General features: G+C 63.3%; 23 protein-coding genes and 1 pseudogene. All 24 read left to right on the plus strand.

Annotated features, from left to right (window positions below; genetic code table 11):
* The first annotated feature begins 15 nt into the window (after window positions 1-15).
* Window positions 16-741 (plus strand): 30S ribosomal protein S3, encoded by a 726-nt coding sequence (rpsC, locus tag FXB40_RS01810; protein WP_128951223.1) that lies wholly within the window; start codon window positions 16-18, stop codon window positions 739-741.
* 32 nt (window positions 742-773) lie between these two features.
* Window positions 774-1,187, plus strand: coding sequence for a 50S ribosomal protein L16 (gene rplP / locus FXB40_RS01815; protein WP_148770525.1), 414 nt, complete (start codon window positions 774-776; stop codon window positions 1,185-1,187).
* 5 nt (window positions 1,188-1,192) lie between these two features.
* A complete protein-coding gene (gene rpmC / locus FXB40_RS01820; RefSeq protein WP_045008782.1) occupies window positions 1,193-1,399 on the plus strand; it encodes a 50S ribosomal protein L29 in 207 nt (68 codons plus the stop codon).
* A 13-nt stretch (window positions 1,400-1,412) separates the two neighbouring features.
* Complete coding sequence (rpsQ, locus tag FXB40_RS01825; RefSeq protein WP_027535298.1) at window positions 1,413-1,661, plus strand: 30S ribosomal protein S17; 249 nt, start codon at window positions 1,413-1,415, stop codon at window positions 1,659-1,661.
* Between the two features lie 83 nt (window positions 1,662-1,744).
* Window positions 1,745-2,113: a 50S ribosomal protein L14 gene (rplN, locus tag FXB40_RS01830; protein ID WP_027535299.1), complete on the plus strand. Its 369-nt coding sequence runs from the start codon at window positions 1,745-1,747 to the stop codon at window positions 2,111-2,113.
* Window positions 2,113-2,427, plus strand: a complete 315-nt coding sequence (rplX, locus tag FXB40_RS01835; RefSeq protein WP_027535300.1) for a 50S ribosomal protein L24 — start codon at window positions 2,113-2,115, stop codon at window positions 2,425-2,427. Before rplN ends, rplX begins: the two co-directional genes overlap by 1 nt.
* Window positions 2,420-2,977: a 50S ribosomal protein L5 gene (gene rplE, locus FXB40_RS01840; RefSeq protein WP_148770526.1), complete on the plus strand. Its 558-nt coding sequence runs from the start codon at window positions 2,420-2,422 to the stop codon at window positions 2,975-2,977. The genes rplX and rplE overlap by 8 nt, the downstream gene beginning before the upstream one ends.
* A gap of 46 nt (window positions 2,978-3,023) precedes the next feature.
* Window positions 3,024-3,329, plus strand: a complete 306-nt coding sequence (rpsN, locus tag FXB40_RS01845; protein WP_148770527.1) for a 30S ribosomal protein S14 — start codon at window positions 3,024-3,026, stop codon at window positions 3,327-3,329.
* Between the two features lie 14 nt (window positions 3,330-3,343).
* Entirely contained in the window at window positions 3,344-3,742 is a 399-nt protein-coding gene (rpsH, locus tag FXB40_RS01850; RefSeq protein WP_027535303.1) for a 30S ribosomal protein S8, read from the plus strand.
* Window positions 3,743-3,758: 16 nt separating this feature from the next.
* Window positions 3,759-4,292 (plus strand): 50S ribosomal protein L6, encoded by a 534-nt coding sequence (gene rplF, locus FXB40_RS01855; RefSeq protein ID WP_027549201.1) that lies wholly within the window; start codon window positions 3,759-3,761, stop codon window positions 4,290-4,292.
* A gap of 11 nt (window positions 4,293-4,303) precedes the next feature.
* Entirely contained in the window at window positions 4,304-4,666 is a 363-nt protein-coding gene (gene rplR, locus FXB40_RS01860; protein ID WP_027535305.1) for a 50S ribosomal protein L18, read from the plus strand.
* A 44-nt stretch (window positions 4,667-4,710) separates the two neighbouring features.
* Window positions 4,711-5,301 (plus strand): 30S ribosomal protein S5, encoded by a 591-nt coding sequence (gene rpsE / locus FXB40_RS01865; RefSeq protein WP_148770528.1) that lies wholly within the window; start codon window positions 4,711-4,713, stop codon window positions 5,299-5,301.
* Between the two features lie 25 nt (window positions 5,302-5,326).
* On the plus strand, window positions 5,327-5,521 hold the full coding sequence (gene rpmD, locus FXB40_RS01870) for a 50S ribosomal protein L30 (RefSeq protein WP_148770529.1): 195 nt from the start codon (window positions 5,327-5,329) through the stop codon (window positions 5,519-5,521).
* A gap of 12 nt (window positions 5,522-5,533) precedes the next feature.
* Window positions 5,534-6,019, plus strand: coding sequence for a 50S ribosomal protein L15 (gene rplO / locus FXB40_RS01875; RefSeq protein WP_148770530.1), 486 nt, complete (start codon window positions 5,534-5,536; stop codon window positions 6,017-6,019).
* A gap of 150 nt (window positions 6,020-6,169) precedes the next feature.
* Window positions 6,170-7,501: a preprotein translocase subunit SecY gene (secY, locus tag FXB40_RS01880; protein WP_148770531.1), complete on the plus strand. Its 1,332-nt coding sequence runs from the start codon at window positions 6,170-6,172 to the stop codon at window positions 7,499-7,501.
* Window positions 7,502-7,777: 276 nt separating this feature from the next.
* Complete coding sequence (locus FXB40_RS01885; RefSeq protein WP_148770532.1) at window positions 7,778-8,632, plus strand: adenylate kinase; 855 nt, start codon at window positions 7,778-7,780, stop codon at window positions 8,630-8,632.
* Between the two features lie 186 nt (window positions 8,633-8,818).
* On the plus strand, window positions 8,819-9,187 hold the full coding sequence (rpsM, locus tag FXB40_RS01890; protein ID WP_148770533.1) for a 30S ribosomal protein S13: 369 nt from the start codon (window positions 8,819-8,821) through the stop codon (window positions 9,185-9,187).
* 122 nt (window positions 9,188-9,309) lie between these two features.
* Window positions 9,310-9,699, plus strand: a complete 390-nt coding sequence (gene rpsK, locus FXB40_RS01895) for a 30S ribosomal protein S11 (protein ID WP_007603045.1) — start codon at window positions 9,310-9,312, stop codon at window positions 9,697-9,699.
* Between the two features lie 111 nt (window positions 9,700-9,810).
* Window positions 9,811-10,842, plus strand: coding sequence for a DNA-directed RNA polymerase subunit alpha (locus tag FXB40_RS01900; protein ID WP_148770534.1), 1,032 nt, complete (start codon window positions 9,811-9,813; stop codon window positions 10,840-10,842).
* A 123-nt stretch (window positions 10,843-10,965) separates the two neighbouring features.
* Window positions 10,966-11,382, plus strand: a complete 417-nt coding sequence (gene rplQ / locus FXB40_RS01905; protein ID WP_148770535.1) for a 50S ribosomal protein L17 — start codon at window positions 10,966-10,968, stop codon at window positions 11,380-11,382.
* Window positions 11,383-11,502: 120 nt separating this feature from the next.
* Entirely contained in the window at window positions 11,503-12,339 is an 837-nt protein-coding gene (locus FXB40_RS01910; RefSeq protein ID WP_148770536.1) for a c-type cytochrome, read from the plus strand.
* 148 nt (window positions 12,340-12,487) lie between these two features.
* Window positions 12,488-13,276, plus strand: coding sequence for an SDR family NAD(P)-dependent oxidoreductase (locus FXB40_RS01915; RefSeq protein WP_148770537.1), 789 nt, complete (start codon window positions 12,488-12,490; stop codon window positions 13,274-13,276).
* 90 nt (window positions 13,277-13,366) lie between these two features.
* Window positions 13,367-13,662, plus strand: a pseudogene (locus tag FXB40_RS01920) (DUF1330 domain-containing protein).
* Between the two features lie 57 nt (window positions 13,663-13,719).
* On the plus strand, window positions 13,720-14,349 hold a 630-nt coding region (locus FXB40_RS01925), incomplete at its 3' end, for a chloride channel protein (protein WP_187436599.1).

Genomic DNA, 14,349 nt, shown 5'->3' on the forward strand with positions numbered 1-14,349 from the left:
TCGCAGGAGAAAACGATGGGTCAAAAGATCAATCCGATCGGTCTGCGTCTCGGCATCAACCGGACCTGGGATTCCCGCTGGTTCGCCGGCAAGCAGGAATACGGCAAGCTGCTGCATGAGGACGTCAAGATCCGCGAGATCCTGCACAAGGAGCTCAAGCAGGCGGCCGTCGCCCGCATCGTGATCGAGCGTCCGCACAAGAAGTGCCGCGTCACCATCCACTCGGCTCGTCCGGGCGTGGTGATCGGCAAGAAGGGCGCCGACATCGACAAGCTGCGCAAGAAGGTCGCGGACATCACCTCGTCCGACGTCGTCATCAACATCGTCGAAATCCGCAAGCCGGAGCTCGATGCGACGCTGGTGGCCGAGTCGATCGCGCAGCAGCTGGAGCGTCGCGTTGCGTTCCGCCGCGCCATGAAGCGCGCCGTTCAGTCGGCGATGCGTCTCGGCGCGGAAGGCATCCGTATCAACTGCTCGGGTCGTCTGGGCGGTGCGGAAATCGCGCGCATGGAGTGGTACCGCGAAGGTCGCGTGCCGCTGCACACGCTGCGCGCCGACATCGACTACGGCGTTGCGACCGCGTTCACGACCTTCGGCACCTGCGGCGTCAAGGTCTGGATCTTCAAGGGTGAGATCCTCGAGCACGATCCGATGGCCCAGGACAAGAGAATGGCCGAAGGCGAGACGGGTGGCAGTGGTGATCGTGGCGGCCGTGGGCGCCGCGACAATGCTGCAGCCTGACGCCAGCACAGAGAATTTGAGGGCTTAAAGCCATGATGCAACCTAAGAAAACGAAGTTCCGGAAGGCGCATAAGGGCCGGATTCACGGCGTTGCGACTTCGGGCGCGACGTTGGCGTTCGGTCAGTTCGGCCTGAAGGCGACCGAGCCTGAGCGCGTCACCGCGCGTCAGATCGAGGCCGCCCGCCGCGCGCTGACCCGCCACATGAAGCGTGCCGGCCGCGTCTGGATCCGCGTGTTCCCAGACGTTCCGGTGTCGAAGAAGCCGGCCGAAGTCCGCATGGGCTCCGGCAAGGGTGCGCCGGAACTGTGGGTCGCGCGTGTCAAGCCTGGCCGGGTGCTGTTCGAGATTGATGGCGTCAACACCCAGACCGCCAAGGAAGCGCTGACGCTGGCGGCCGCCAAGCTGCCGATCAAGACGCGCTTCGTCGAGCGCATTGCGGAGTAATGGCCATGGCACAGATGAAGATCGAAGACATCCGCGCGTTGAGCCCCGACCAGCAGGACGACGCCGTCCTGAACCTGAAGAAGGAGCGCTTCAACCTGCGCTTCCAGCGTGCCACCGGGCAGCTCGAGAACACCTCGCGCCTGCGCGAGGCTCGTCGTGACATCGCCCGGATCAAGACCGTCGCCGCGCAGCAGCGCGCGAAGAAGAAGTAAGAGGCCTACGAAGATGCCGAAACGTACTTTGCAAGGCGTGGTCGTTAGCGACAAGACAGCCAAGACCGTCGTGGTGCGCGTCGACCGCCGCTTCACGCACCCGATCTACAAGAAGACGATCCGCCGTTCGAAGAACTATCACGCGCACGACGAGAACAACGAGTTCAAGCCGGGCGACATGGTGTGGATCGAGGAATCGAAGCCGATTTCGAAGTTGAAGTCCTGGATCGTGATCCGGGGCGAGCACAAGAAAAGCGCCTGATCTGTTGGCCTTGGCCGACTGACTTCAGGGAAATGTTGAGCGCCGGCTAGGCTGGCGCAAAGAGAAGAGGACGAGGTGCATCAATGATTCAGATGCAGACCAACCTCGACGTGGCCGATAATTCTGGCGCACGCCGTGTCATGTGTATCAAGGTGCTCGGGGGCTCCAAGCGCCGCTACGCCACGATCGGCGACATCATTGTCGTCTCGATCAAGGAAGCCATTCCGCGTGGCAAGGTGAAGAAGGGCGACGTGATGAAGGCCGTCGTGGTGCGTGTCCGCAAGGACATCCGCCGCGCCGACGGCTCGGTCATCCGCTTCGACCGCAATGCCGCCGTTCTGATCAACAACCAGTCCGAGCCGATCGGCACCCGCATCTTCGGGCCCGTGCCGCGCGAGCTGCGTGGCAAGAACCACATGAAGATCATCTCGCTCGCGCCGGAGGTGCTGTGATGGCTGCGAAGATCCGCAAGGGCGACAAGGTCGTCATGCTGACCGGCCGCGACAAGGGTCGCACCGGCGAAGTGTTCGAAGTGCGTCCCGACGCCGGCACGGCGCTGGTGCGCGGCATCAACATGGTCAAGCGTCACCAGAAGCAGACGCAGGCCCAGGAGGGCGGCATCATCTCGAAAGAGGCGCCGGTCCAACTGTCCAACATCGCGTATGTCGGCAAGGATGGAAAGCCGACCCGCGTCGGATTCAAGATTCTGGCGGACGGCAAGAAGGTCCGCATCGCCAAGCGCTCGGGAGCTGAGATCGATGGCTGAGGCCGCTTACACCCCGCGCCTGCGCGCGGAATACGACGCGAAGATCCGCACGGCGATGACCGAGAAGTTCGGTTATGAGAACGTGATGCAGGTTCCGCGCCTGGACAAGATCGTGCTGAACATGGGCGTTGGCGATTCCGTCAACGACCGCAAGAAGGCCGAGACCGCCGCTGCCGAGCTGACCCTGATCGCCGGCCAGAAGGCGATCGTGACCTACTCGCGTATCGCGATCGCGACCTTCAAGCTGCGTGAGAACCAGCCGATCGGCTGCAAGGTCACGCTGCGCAAGGCTCGCATGTACGAGTTCATCGATCGCCTGGTGACGGTCGCGCTGCCGCGCGTCCGCGACTTCCGCGGCCTGAACCCGAAGAGCTTCGACGGCCGCGGCAACTACTCGCTCGGCATCAAGGAACACATCATTTTCCCCGAGATCGACTTCGACAAGGTCACGGAAGCCCGCGGTATGGACATCACCGTCTGCACCACGGCCAAGACCGACGAAGAGGCGAGGGCCTTGTTGACCGCTTTCAATTTCCCGTTCCGGCAGTGAGACGCTGACCTAAAGCCTCTCAAACGCGGATACCCAGGAGCCAAGCATGGCAAAGAAGAGTTCAATCGAGAAGAACAACCGGCGCAAGCGGATGACGAAGAACGCCGCTCCGAAGCGCGCGCGGTTGAAGGCGATCATCGCCGACAAGACGCTGCCGATGGAGGAGCGGTTCGCCGCGACCCTGAAGCTGGCGGAAATGCCGCGCAATTCGTCGGCCACCCGCATCCGTCTGCGTTGCGAGCTGTCGGGCCGTCCGCGCTCGAACTACCGCAAGAACAAGCTGTCCCGTATCGCGCTGCGCGACCTTGGCTCCAGGGGCATGGTCCCGGGCCTCGTGAAGTCGAGCTGGTAAGGAGGGTCGTTTAGATGTCTACGCACGATCCAATCAGCGATCTGATCACCCGCATCCGCAACGCGCAGATGCGCGCCAAGAGCAAGGTCTCCACGCCTGGCTCGAAGATGCGCGAGAACGTCCTCGAAGTGCTCAAGAGCGAGGGCTACATCCGCGGTTACGCCACGCTCGAGCATTCCTCGGGCCGCAGCGAGATCGAGATCGAGCTGAAGTATTTCGACGGCGAGCCCGTCATCCGCGAGATCGAACGTGTTTCCAAGCCCGGGCGTCGCGTTTACGCCTCGGTGAAGAACCTGCCGCGGGTCAATAACGGACTCGGTATTTCGGTGTTGTCGACGCCGAAGGGGATCATGGCCGACCACAGTGCGCGCGAAGCGAACGTGGGCGGTGAAGTTCTCTTCACGGTGTTCTGAGAAGGATTTTTGATCCATGTCACGTGTTGGCAAAAGGCCGGTTGCGGTGCCGTCGGGTGTGACCGCGACCGTTGACGGGCAGACCGTCAAGATGAAGGGGCCGAAGGGCCAGCTTCAGTTCGTCGTCCATGACGACGTCGAGGTGAAGCTCGAGAACGGCCAGGTCAAGGTGAACCCGCGGGTCGAGACCAATCGCGCGCGCGCTTTGTACGGCACCGCTCGCGCTCAGGTCGCGAATCTGGTCGAAGGCGTCACCAAGGGCTTCGAGAAGAAGCTCGAAATCACCGGCGTCGGTTACCGCGCCGCGATGCAGGGCAAGAACCTGCAGCTCGCGCTCGGTTACAGCCACGACGTGGTCTATGCGATCCCGGAAGGGATCACGATCACCGTGCCGAAGCCGACCGAAATCACGGTGACGGGCAGCGACATCCAGCGCGTCGGCCAGGTCGCCGCCGAGATTCGCTCCTATCGTCCGCCGGAGCCCTACAAGGGCAAGGGCGTGAAGTATGTTGGCGAATTCATCTTCCGCAAGGAAGGCAAGAAGAAGTAACGGAGCCGGTCATGTCCAAAGCCAAGGTTACCAATGCCCGGCGCAAGCGGAGTGTGCGGCTGAAGCTGCGCCGCTCCGGTGCGGGTCGTCCGCGTCTGTCGGTGTTCCGCTCGTCCAAGCACATCTACGCCCAGGTCATCGACGACCTGAAGGGCGAGACGCTGGCCTCTGCCTCGTCCCTCGAGAAGTCGATGCGCGACGGCGGCAAGACCGGCGCCGACATCGATGCGGCGAAGGCGGTCGGCAAGCTGCTGGCCGAGCGCGCCGCCGAGAAGGGCGTCAAGGAAGTCGTGTTCGATCGCGGCAGCTATCTCTACCACGGGCGCGTCAAGGCACTGGCCGACGCGGCGCGTGAGAGCGGGCTGAGCTTCTAACAGAATTTGAGGATTGAGGCGTAAGTCTCTGAAGGATTGGAAAAATGGCAGAACGCGAACAACGTGGTGGACGCGATCAACGCGGCGGACGTGACCGCCAGCAGCGCGAAGAGCGCGACAGCGAGTTCGTCGACAAGCTCGTCCACATCAATCGCGTGGCCAAGGTCGTCAAGGGCGGCAAGCGCTTCGGTTTCGCCGCGCTGGTCGTGATCGGCGACCAGAAGGGCCGCGCCGGCTTCGGTCACGGCAAGGCGCGCGAAGTGCCTGAGGCGATCCGCAAGGCCACCGAGTCCGCCAAGCGCAACCTGACCCGCGTGTCGCTGCGCGAGGGCCGTACGCTGCATCACGACATCGGCGGCCGTCATGGCGCGGGCCGTGTCTATCTGCGTGCTGCTCCGGCCGGTACCGGCATCATCGCCGGCGGTCCGATGCGCGCCGTGTTCGAGACGCTCGGCGTCCAGGACGTGGTGGCGAAGTCGATCGGCTCGTCGAACCCGTACAACATGGTTCGCGCGACCTTCGATGCGCTGAAGCACCAGGACAGCCCGCGTTCGGTCGCGGCGCGCCGCAACATCAAGGTGTCCACCCTTCAGGGTCGTCGCGTCGGCGGCGATGCCGAGGCGGCTGCGGACTAACGAACGCTTTTCGGAGTAGACAACGATGGCCAAGGCCGCAAAGACGATCAAGCTTGAGCAGACCGGCAGCGCGATCCGCCGCCATCACTCGCAGCGTTCGACGCTGATCGGGCTCAAGCTCAACAAGATCGGCCGCACCAGCGAACTGCCGGACACCCCGGCGATCCGCGGCATGATCGAAAAGGTTCACCATCTCGTTCGCATTGTCGACGAGAAGTAAAGGAGCAGGGCGATGAAGCTCAGCGATATCGCCGACAACGCCGGCTCGCGCAAGAAGCGCATGCGCGTTGGCCGTGGCATTGGTTCGGGCAAGGGCAAGCAGTCCGGCCGCGGCGGCAAGGGCCAGACCGCGCGTTCGGGCGTGCGCATCAAGGGTTTCGAAGGCGGCCAGATGCCGTTGCATCGCCGTCTGCCCAAGCGCGGCTTCAACAACATCTTCCGCGTCGAGTTCGCCGAGATCAATCTCGACCGGCTCCAGGATGCGGTCGATGCCAAGAAGCTCGACACCGGCAGCGTCGTCAACGTCGAAGCTCTGGTGAAGGCCGGCGTGCTGCGCCGCGCCAAGGCCGGCCTGCGGCTGCTCGGCCGCGGCGAGCTCAAGGCCAAGCTCAACATTGAAGTGCACGGCGCCACCAAGACCGCGATCGAAGCGGTCGAGAAGGCCGGCGGTTCGGTGAAGATCCTTGCCCCTGCCAAGGAAGAAGGCGAGGCGGCGTAACAACTGCGTCATTGGCCCGCGCCTCGCGGGCCTTTACGCATGCGGGACGATGGACTTATCGAAGCCGAAGCCCCAGATAATGTCCGGCGTCCGCTAGATTTGCCCGGCCGCGGGTATGACGGCGCAAAAGGCGGCGGGAGAAAGTCCAATATGGCCTCAGCAGCGGAACAACTGGCAGCCAACCTCAATTTCGGCGCGTTTGCCAAGGCCGACGAGCTGAAGAAGCGCATCTGGTTCACCCTGGGTGCGCTGCTCGTTTATCGGCTCGGGACCTATATCCCGCTGCCCGGCATCGATCCCAACATCTGGGAGCAGGTGTTCAAGTCGCAGGCTGGCGGCATCCTCGGCATGTTCAACATGTTCGCCGGCGGCGGCATCCACCGCATGGCGATCTTCGCGCTGAACATCATGCCGTACATCTCGGCCTCGATCATCATCCAGCTCCTCACTACCGTCTCGCCGCAGCTCGAGGCGCTGAAGAAGGAAGGTGAGTCCGGCCGTAAACTGCTGAACCAGTACACCCGCTATCTGACCGTGATCCTGGCTGCGTTTCAGTCCTATGGCATTGCGGTCGGCCTCGAGGGTGCCGGCAACGTCGTCAGCGATCCCGGCATGTTCTTCCGTCTGTCCACCGCGATCACGCTGACCGGTGGCACCATGTTCCTGATGTGGCTGGGTGAGCAGATCACCTCGCGCGGCATCGGTAACGGCATTTCGCTGATCATTCTCTCCGGCATCGTTGCCGAGCTGCCCTCGGCGCTCGCCAACATGCTCGAGCTCGGCCGTCAGGGTGCGATGTCGACCGGCCTGATCCTGGTCGTGATCGTGATGGCGGTCGCCGTGATCGCCTTCATCGTGTTCATGGAGCGCGCGCAGCGCCGGCTCCTGATCCAGTATCCGAAGCGCCAGGTCGGCAACAAGATGTTCGAGGGCCAGTCCTCGCATTTGCCGCTCAAGCTCAACACCTCCGGCGTGATCCCGCCGATCTTCGCGTCCTCGCTGCTGTTGCTGCCGACCACGGTTGCGAACTTCAACGCGGGCAGTGGGCCGGAGTGGTTCCAGTGGATCACGACCCAGCTCGGCCACGGCCGGCCGCTGTTCCTGATTCTCTATCTCGCGCTGATCGTGTTCTTTGCCTTCTTCTACACCGCGATCGTGTTCAACCCGACCGAAACCGCGGACAACCTGAAGAAGCATGGCGGCTTCATCCCCGGCATCCGTCCGGGTGAGCGCACCGCGGAATACATTGACTACGTGCTGTCGCGCATCACCGTGCTTGGCGCGATCTATCTGGCGATCGTCTGCTTGATCCCGGAAATCCTGATCTCCTACGCCTCGGTGCCGTTCTACTTCGGCGGCACCTCGCTGCTGATCGTCGTCAGCGTCACCATGGACACAGTGGCGCAGGTGCAGGGCTATCTGCTGGCCCATCAGTATGAAGGCCTGATCCGCAAGTCGAAGCTGCGGGGCCGCCGCCGCTAAGACGCGGCGCCCTCTCGAGGCGGCGCGCCTGTGCCGCCGATTCGCCGCGCGAGTGTCGCGCGGTGCCCGCCGAGGCGATCAGCCGGTCATTCGGTCGCATCGGCAGAGCTGCTCTCACTGCAGCGCAATCACTGATTTCAAAGGCCTTCTTGGCGTTCGGGCATTTGCTCCCCTATGATATGGGTAGCGGTGCGGCGCCGATTATGGTTTGCACTGTTGTCAAACTTCAAACACAGGTGCGCGACGTATCGCTCACCAATCGGGGGGCGTACGCCGATGAGAATTATCCTTCTGGGACCGCCGGGATCGGGCAAGGGGACCCAGGCGCAACTGCTGGTGCAGCGCTACGGTATCGTCCAGCTCTCGACCGGCGAGATGTTGCGTGCAGCCGTTGCGGCCGGAACGCCGGTCGGACTGAAGGCCAAGGAGATCATGTCCAGCGGCGGGCTTGTGCCCGACCAGGTTGTGGTGGGAATCATCTCCGACCGCATCGATCAGCCGGACGCGAGGCACGGTTTCATTCTCGATGGTTTCCCGCGCACCGTGCCGCAGGCCGAGGCGCTGGACGAGCTGCTCAAGCACAAGCACATGAAGCTCGACGCCGTGATCGAGCTCCGCGTCAACGAGAGCGCGCTGCTGAGCCGCGTCGAGACCCGCGTCGCCCAGATGCGGGAGCGCGGGGAGGAGGTCCGGGTCGACGACACCCCTGAGGTGCTGACCAGGCGACTCGCCAGCTACCGCAGCCAGACGGAACCGCTGATTCACTACTATTCCGAGCGGCGGAAGCTCTCCACCATCGACGGCATGATGGCCATCGACGAGGTCACCCGCGCCGTTCACCGCCTCCTCTTGGCGCTGGGAGCAGTTGAGCCGAAGTCACATAGCCGCAGTGCGGCCAAGGCGGCGCCCGCCAAAAAGGCCAAGGCGGCCAAGAAAGCGGCTAAAAAGCCTGCGAAAGCGGCCAAAAAGGCTGCCAAATCGGCTAAATCAGCCAAAAAGGCCGTGAAGGGCGCTAAAAAGGCGGCCAAGAAGACGGCCAAGAAAACGGTCAAAAAGACCGCCAAAAAGGCCGTCAAAAAAGGTTCGAAGAAGAGTCCAAAAAAGGTCACGAAAAAGCGAGCCAAGCGCTAGCGGCGGTTGACGAAAGCCCCCTGAATCCCTTAATAAGCCCCGCATCCAAGTCGGATAGTTTCAAACGATGCCGGGCCCCAGGAAGACCAGGGGTGGGCGTCGTGTTCGCGTTTGTGAACACCTGCCCGAGAAACACAAGCACTTAAAGACCGATTCCTGACGAGGGATCGGCAACAGGAGAAGGCCGTGGCCCGTATTGCCGGCGTGAACATTCCGACCAACAAGCGCGTGCTGATCGCGCTCCAGTACATCCATGGCATCGGCCAGAAGATCGCTGGTGAGATCCTCGAAAAGGTGAAGATCGCCGAGGATCGTCGCGTCAATCAACTCAGCGACGCTGAAGTGCTCCAGATCCGCGAAGTGATCGACCGTGACTATCTGGTCGAGGGCGATCTGCGTCGCGAAGTCGGCATCAACATCAAGCGTCTGATGGACCTCGGCTGCTATCGCGGCCTGCGTCATCGTCGCGGTCTGCCGGTGCGCGGTCAGCGGACCCACACCAATGCGCGTACGCGCAAGGGCCCGGCCAAGGCCATCGCCGGCAAGAAGAAGTAAGTTTTCGAATCCAATCGCGGCGTGTGGCGATACGGGGAGACCCGTTCGCCACACGCCTTTCGTTCCACAGGTGTAGCCGCTGGCATTACGGCGGCGTTTGAGATCTCCAGGAAAGGTAGTCTATGGGCAAGGAAGCCACCCGCGTTCGTCGTCGTGAGCGCAAGAACATCGCCTCCGGCGTCGCGCACGTGAACTCGTCGTTCAACAACACGACCATCACCATCACCGACGCCCAGGGCAACACGATTGCCTGGTCCTCCGCCGGCACGATGGGCTTCAAGGGCTCGCGCAAGTCGACCCCGTATGCCGCGCAGGTCGCAGCCGAAGACGTGTCCAAGAAGGCGCAGGAACACGGCATGCGCACGCTGGAAGTCGAAGTCGCCGGTCCCGGTTCGGGCCGTGAGTCGGCGCTGCGTGCGCTGCAGGCCGCGGGCTTCACCGTCACCTCGATCCGCGACGTGACCACGATCCCGCACAACGGTTGCCGTCCGCGCAAGCGTCGGCGCGTCTGATACGAAGTTGCGGGCGCGTCGTCGCCCGCGATGCTTTTTTAAGAAGCCGCGGGTTTGATCTGCGGCCTTTCTCCAACGCCAGTATTTGAATTTTCAAATCGACTGGCCTGTATGGGTGAAACAGTGACGATCCAGAAAAATTGGCAAGAACTGATTCGGCCGAACAAGCTCCAGGTGCAGCCCGGCAGCGATTCGACCCGCTTTGCGACCATCGTTGCCGAGCCGCTCGAGCGCGGCTTTGGCCAGACGCTCGGTAACGCGCTGCGCCGCATCCTGCTCTCCTCGCTCCAGGGCGCGGCGGTGCAGTCGGTGCATATCGACGGCGTGCTGCACGAGTTCTCCTCGATCGCTGGCGTCCGTGAGGACGTCACCGACATCGTGCTGAACATCAAGGACATCGCGATCAAGATGCAGGGCGAAGGCCCCAAGCGCATGGTCGTGAAGAAGCAGGGCCCGGGCGCTGTCACTGCCGGAGACATCCAGACTGTCGGCGACGTCGTCGTGCTCAACCCGGACCTGCAGATCTGCACGCTTGACGAGGGCGCCGAGATCCGCATGGAATTCACGGTCGCAACCGGCAAGGGCTACGTTCCTGCCGAGCGCAATCGTCCCGAGGACGCGCCGATCGGCCTGATCCCGGTCGACAGCTTGTACTCGCCGGTCCGCAAGGTCTCCTACAAGGTCGAGAACACCCGCGAGGGCCAGATCCTCGACTACGACAAGCTGACCATGACGATCGAGACCAACGGCGCGCTGACGCCGGATGACTCGGTGGCTTACGCCGCCCGCATCCTGCAGGATCAGCTCAATGTGTTCGTCAACTTCGAAGAGCCGCGCAAGGAAGTCGCCCAGGAGATCATCCCGGACCTCGCCTTCAACCCGGCCTTCCTCAAGAAGGTGGACGAGCTCGAGCTGTCGGTGCGTTCGGCCAACTGCTTGAAGAACGACAACATCGTCTACATCGGCGACCTCGTGCAGAAGTCGGAAGCGGAAATGCTCCGTACTCCGAACTTCGGCCGCAAGTCGCTGAACGAGATCAAGGAAGTGCTGGCCCAGATGGGTCTGCACCTCGGCATGGAAGTGCCGGGCTGGCCGCCGGAGAACATCGACGAGCTCGCCAAGCGCTTCGAGGATCACTACTGATCCATACTTCACCGTCGCGGCCGGAGAAATCTGGCCGCGATTTTTATGGGCGAACGCAGGCAGCCCACCTGAGCAACTGATCCGACGAACCATCGCGGCAGTTCATACGTAAGGAATAGACATATGCGTCACGGCAAGGTTCATCGGAAGCTCAACCGCACGGCCGAGCATCGCCGCGCGATGTTCGCCAACATGGCGGCCGCGCTGATCAAGCACGAGCAGATCGTCACCACGCTGCCCAAGGCCAAGGAGCTTCGTCCGATCGTCGAAAAGCTCGTGACCCTCGGCAAGAAGGGCGGACTGTCCCTGCGCCGTCAGGCCATCTCCGAGATGCGCGACAAGGACCAGGTCAGGAAGCTGTTTGACGTGCTGGCGCCCCGCTACAAGGATCGCCAGGGCGGCTACACCCGCATCATCAAGGCGGGCTTCCGCTACGGCGACAACGCCGCGATGGCCGTGATCGAGTTCGTCGACCGCGACGTCGATGCCAAGGGCCAGGACTCCGGTCCGGTGCAGGCGAAGGAAGCCGAGGCGGCGTAAGCCGGCCGGCATAGAGTTTTCGGAAAGCGGCGCCCTCGGGTGCCGCTTTTTTGTATGGCGCGGCGGTATCTCATGCCGCGCATCGTTGTGGTGAAACGCGATTCTGGCCGGGGGGCTCTCATGAGGATTGTGTTTGGGATTGCGCTGGCGCTGCTGGTATCGCCGGCTGCCGCCGAGACGCTGGTCGAGCGCGGTGCCTATCTCGTCAACAGCGTGATGGTCTGCAACAACTGCCACACGCCGCGCGGGCCACAGGGCCTGGATATGGCGCGTGCGCTCTCGGGCGGGCAGACCTTTGACGAGCCCGCCTTCAAGGTCACCGCCTCCAACATCACGCCGGACAAGGACACCGGAATCGGCAACTGGAGCGATGCTGAGCTGAAGCATTTCCTCGTCAGCGGCATCAGGCCGAATGGATCGGCCATTGCGCCGATCATGCCGACCGTCTTCTACACGGTGCTCACGGGGCGCGATCTCGATGCACTCACGGTTTACTTGCGCTCCGTGCCGTCCGTGCATCACGAGACGCCGGCGCCGGAATACAAGGTCGCGCTGAAGCCGGAGATACCGACCTATGCCGGCAAGCAGGCAAATGAGGCGGACTTGTCCGACAAGCTCGCCCGCGGCCGCTATCTCCTGACCATCGCCCATTGCCTGGAATGCCACACGCCGGAGGGGCCGTCCGCGGTGCACGATTTCGCGGGCGCCAGCGGCAAGGGTGGCCGGACCTTCAGGGGGCCATGGGGTGAGTCCGTCTCTCCCAATATCACCGCGGATCCCGTGGCGGGCCTCGGACAGTGGAGCGACGACGAAATCAAACGTGCGATTACGCAAGGCATTGCGCGCGACGGTCACAAGCTCAAGCCGCCGATGGCCTATGCCGGCTATGCCACCATGTCGCCGCAGGATCTCGATGCCATCGTCGCATTCGTCCGGACGCTGCTGCCCAAGAAGTAGCTGCCGTAGGGGGCAAAGGCGCGCGCTCTTCGCGCGCCGTGCCCACCATTCCCAAACTCACGCGGTTGATCCTCACGCGTCGGTGAGCGGCGATTGCACCCGCCTGCGCAGCGCACGATATCCGCTCTGACATCAATGGAGATGATTCATGAAGATCGACCTTTCCGGAAAGACCGCCCTCGTGACCGGCTCGACCGCCGGCATCGGCCACGCCATCGCAAAAGGCCTCGCCGGCTCGGGCGCGAGCGTGGTGATCAACGGGCGCGGTCAGGACAAGGTCGATGCGGCCGTGCGCAAGCTCGAAGGGACGGGCGCCAGGGTGCGCGGCATCGCCGCCGACGTCTCGACCGCTGCAGGCTGCAAGGCGCTGGTGGCGGCGCTGCCCGAGGTCGACATCCTCATCAACAATGCCGGCATCTTCGAACCAAAGGACTTCTTCGAGATTCCGGACGAGGACTGGAGCCGCTTCTTCGAGGTCAACGTGATGAGCGGCGTGCGGCTGTCGCGCGCGTATATGAAGGGCATGCTGAAGCGCAACTGGGGCCGCATCGTCTTCATCTCCTCGGAGTCCGGGCTCAACATTCCCGTCGAGATGATCCACTACGGCATGAGCAAGACGGCCCAGCTCGCGGTCGCGCGCGGGCTGGCGCAGCTCACCCAGGGCACCAGCGTGACCGTGAACTCGGTGCTGCCCGGCCCGACCATGTCCGAGGGCGTCGAGACTTTTGTGAAGGATCTCGCCAAGCAGAACGGCCAGTCGGTCGATGAGGCCGCGGCCAATTTCGTCAAGCAGCATCGCCCAAGCTCGCTGATCCAGCGCTTCGCCAGCGTCGATGAGATCGCCAACATGGTCGTCTACGTCGCCTCGAAGGAGGCGTCCGCAACCAACGGCGCGGCGCTGCGTGCGGAAGGCGGCATCGTCAATACCATCGCCTGAGCATGATCCGGACCCGAAGGGCCGCGTTAGCGCACAGTGTGTGACGCGGTTTTCCGACAAGATCATGCTCAAAACAAAGAGTGCGTGCGTATGACAGCTTATGTGATCTCCGAAGTCGAGATGCGCGATCCCGATGGTTTCGAGGCCTATCGCGCGCTCGCCGCGAAGACGATCGCGCAATATGGCGGCATTATCTCGTCCGCGGCGGCAAGACGGAGCTGGCGGAAGGCAACCTTCCGCCGAAGGCCATCGTCATCGTCGAATTTCCGTCGATGGCGAGACTGAAGGAATGGTACACCTCGCCGGAATATGCCGAGGCGTTGAAGATCCGCGCCGGCGCACTGGAGCGGCGGCTACTGTTCGTCGAGGGCGTGGTTCCGGCCTAGCTGGTCTGCCCACTTGCCGCTTCAATTCGGACCGTGACCCGCTAAAACGGGGGCTCCATGCTCTGGCCCCTCTCGACCCGCCACAAACGCCTGTTCAGGCTGACATCCGCGCGATGGCAGCGGCGGGCGATCTTTCTGCTCGGCGGGATCGCGGTCGGCGCTGCGGCGGTGGCGCTGGCGCAGCTCGCCGATCTCGCGCAGCAGGCCTTTTTGCTCCTTTTGACCAAGTCGCGTTACGCCGTGCTGGCGGTGACGCCGCTCGGCTTCATGCTGTCGGCCTATCTGACCATCCGCCTGTTCCCGAACGCGCAAGGCAGCGGCATTCCGCAGGCGATCGCCGCGCGGCATCTGAGCGATCAGGCGGCGCGCGAGAGCCTGGTGTCGATCCGGATCGCGATCGGCAAGATGATCCTCACTCTGTTCGGGCTCCTCTGCGGCGGCTCGGTCGGGCGGGAAGGGCCGACCGTTCAGGTCGGCGCCTCCATCATGTTCGCGCTTGGCCGCGTCTCACCACGCCGTCAGCCCGGGCTGATTCTGGCCGGTGCCGCCGCCGGCGTTGCCGCGGCCTTCAACACGCCGCTTGCGGGAATCGTCTTCGGCATCGAGGAGATGAGCCGCGCTTTCGAGACCCGCACATCCAGCCTCATCATTGCTGCCGTCATCGCGGCCGGCCTGACGTCACTCGCG

Source organism: Bradyrhizobium rifense (assembly GCF_008123425.1).
Taxonomy (GTDB): domain Bacteria; phylum Pseudomonadota; class Alphaproteobacteria; order Rhizobiales; family Xanthobacteraceae; genus Bradyrhizobium; species Bradyrhizobium rifense.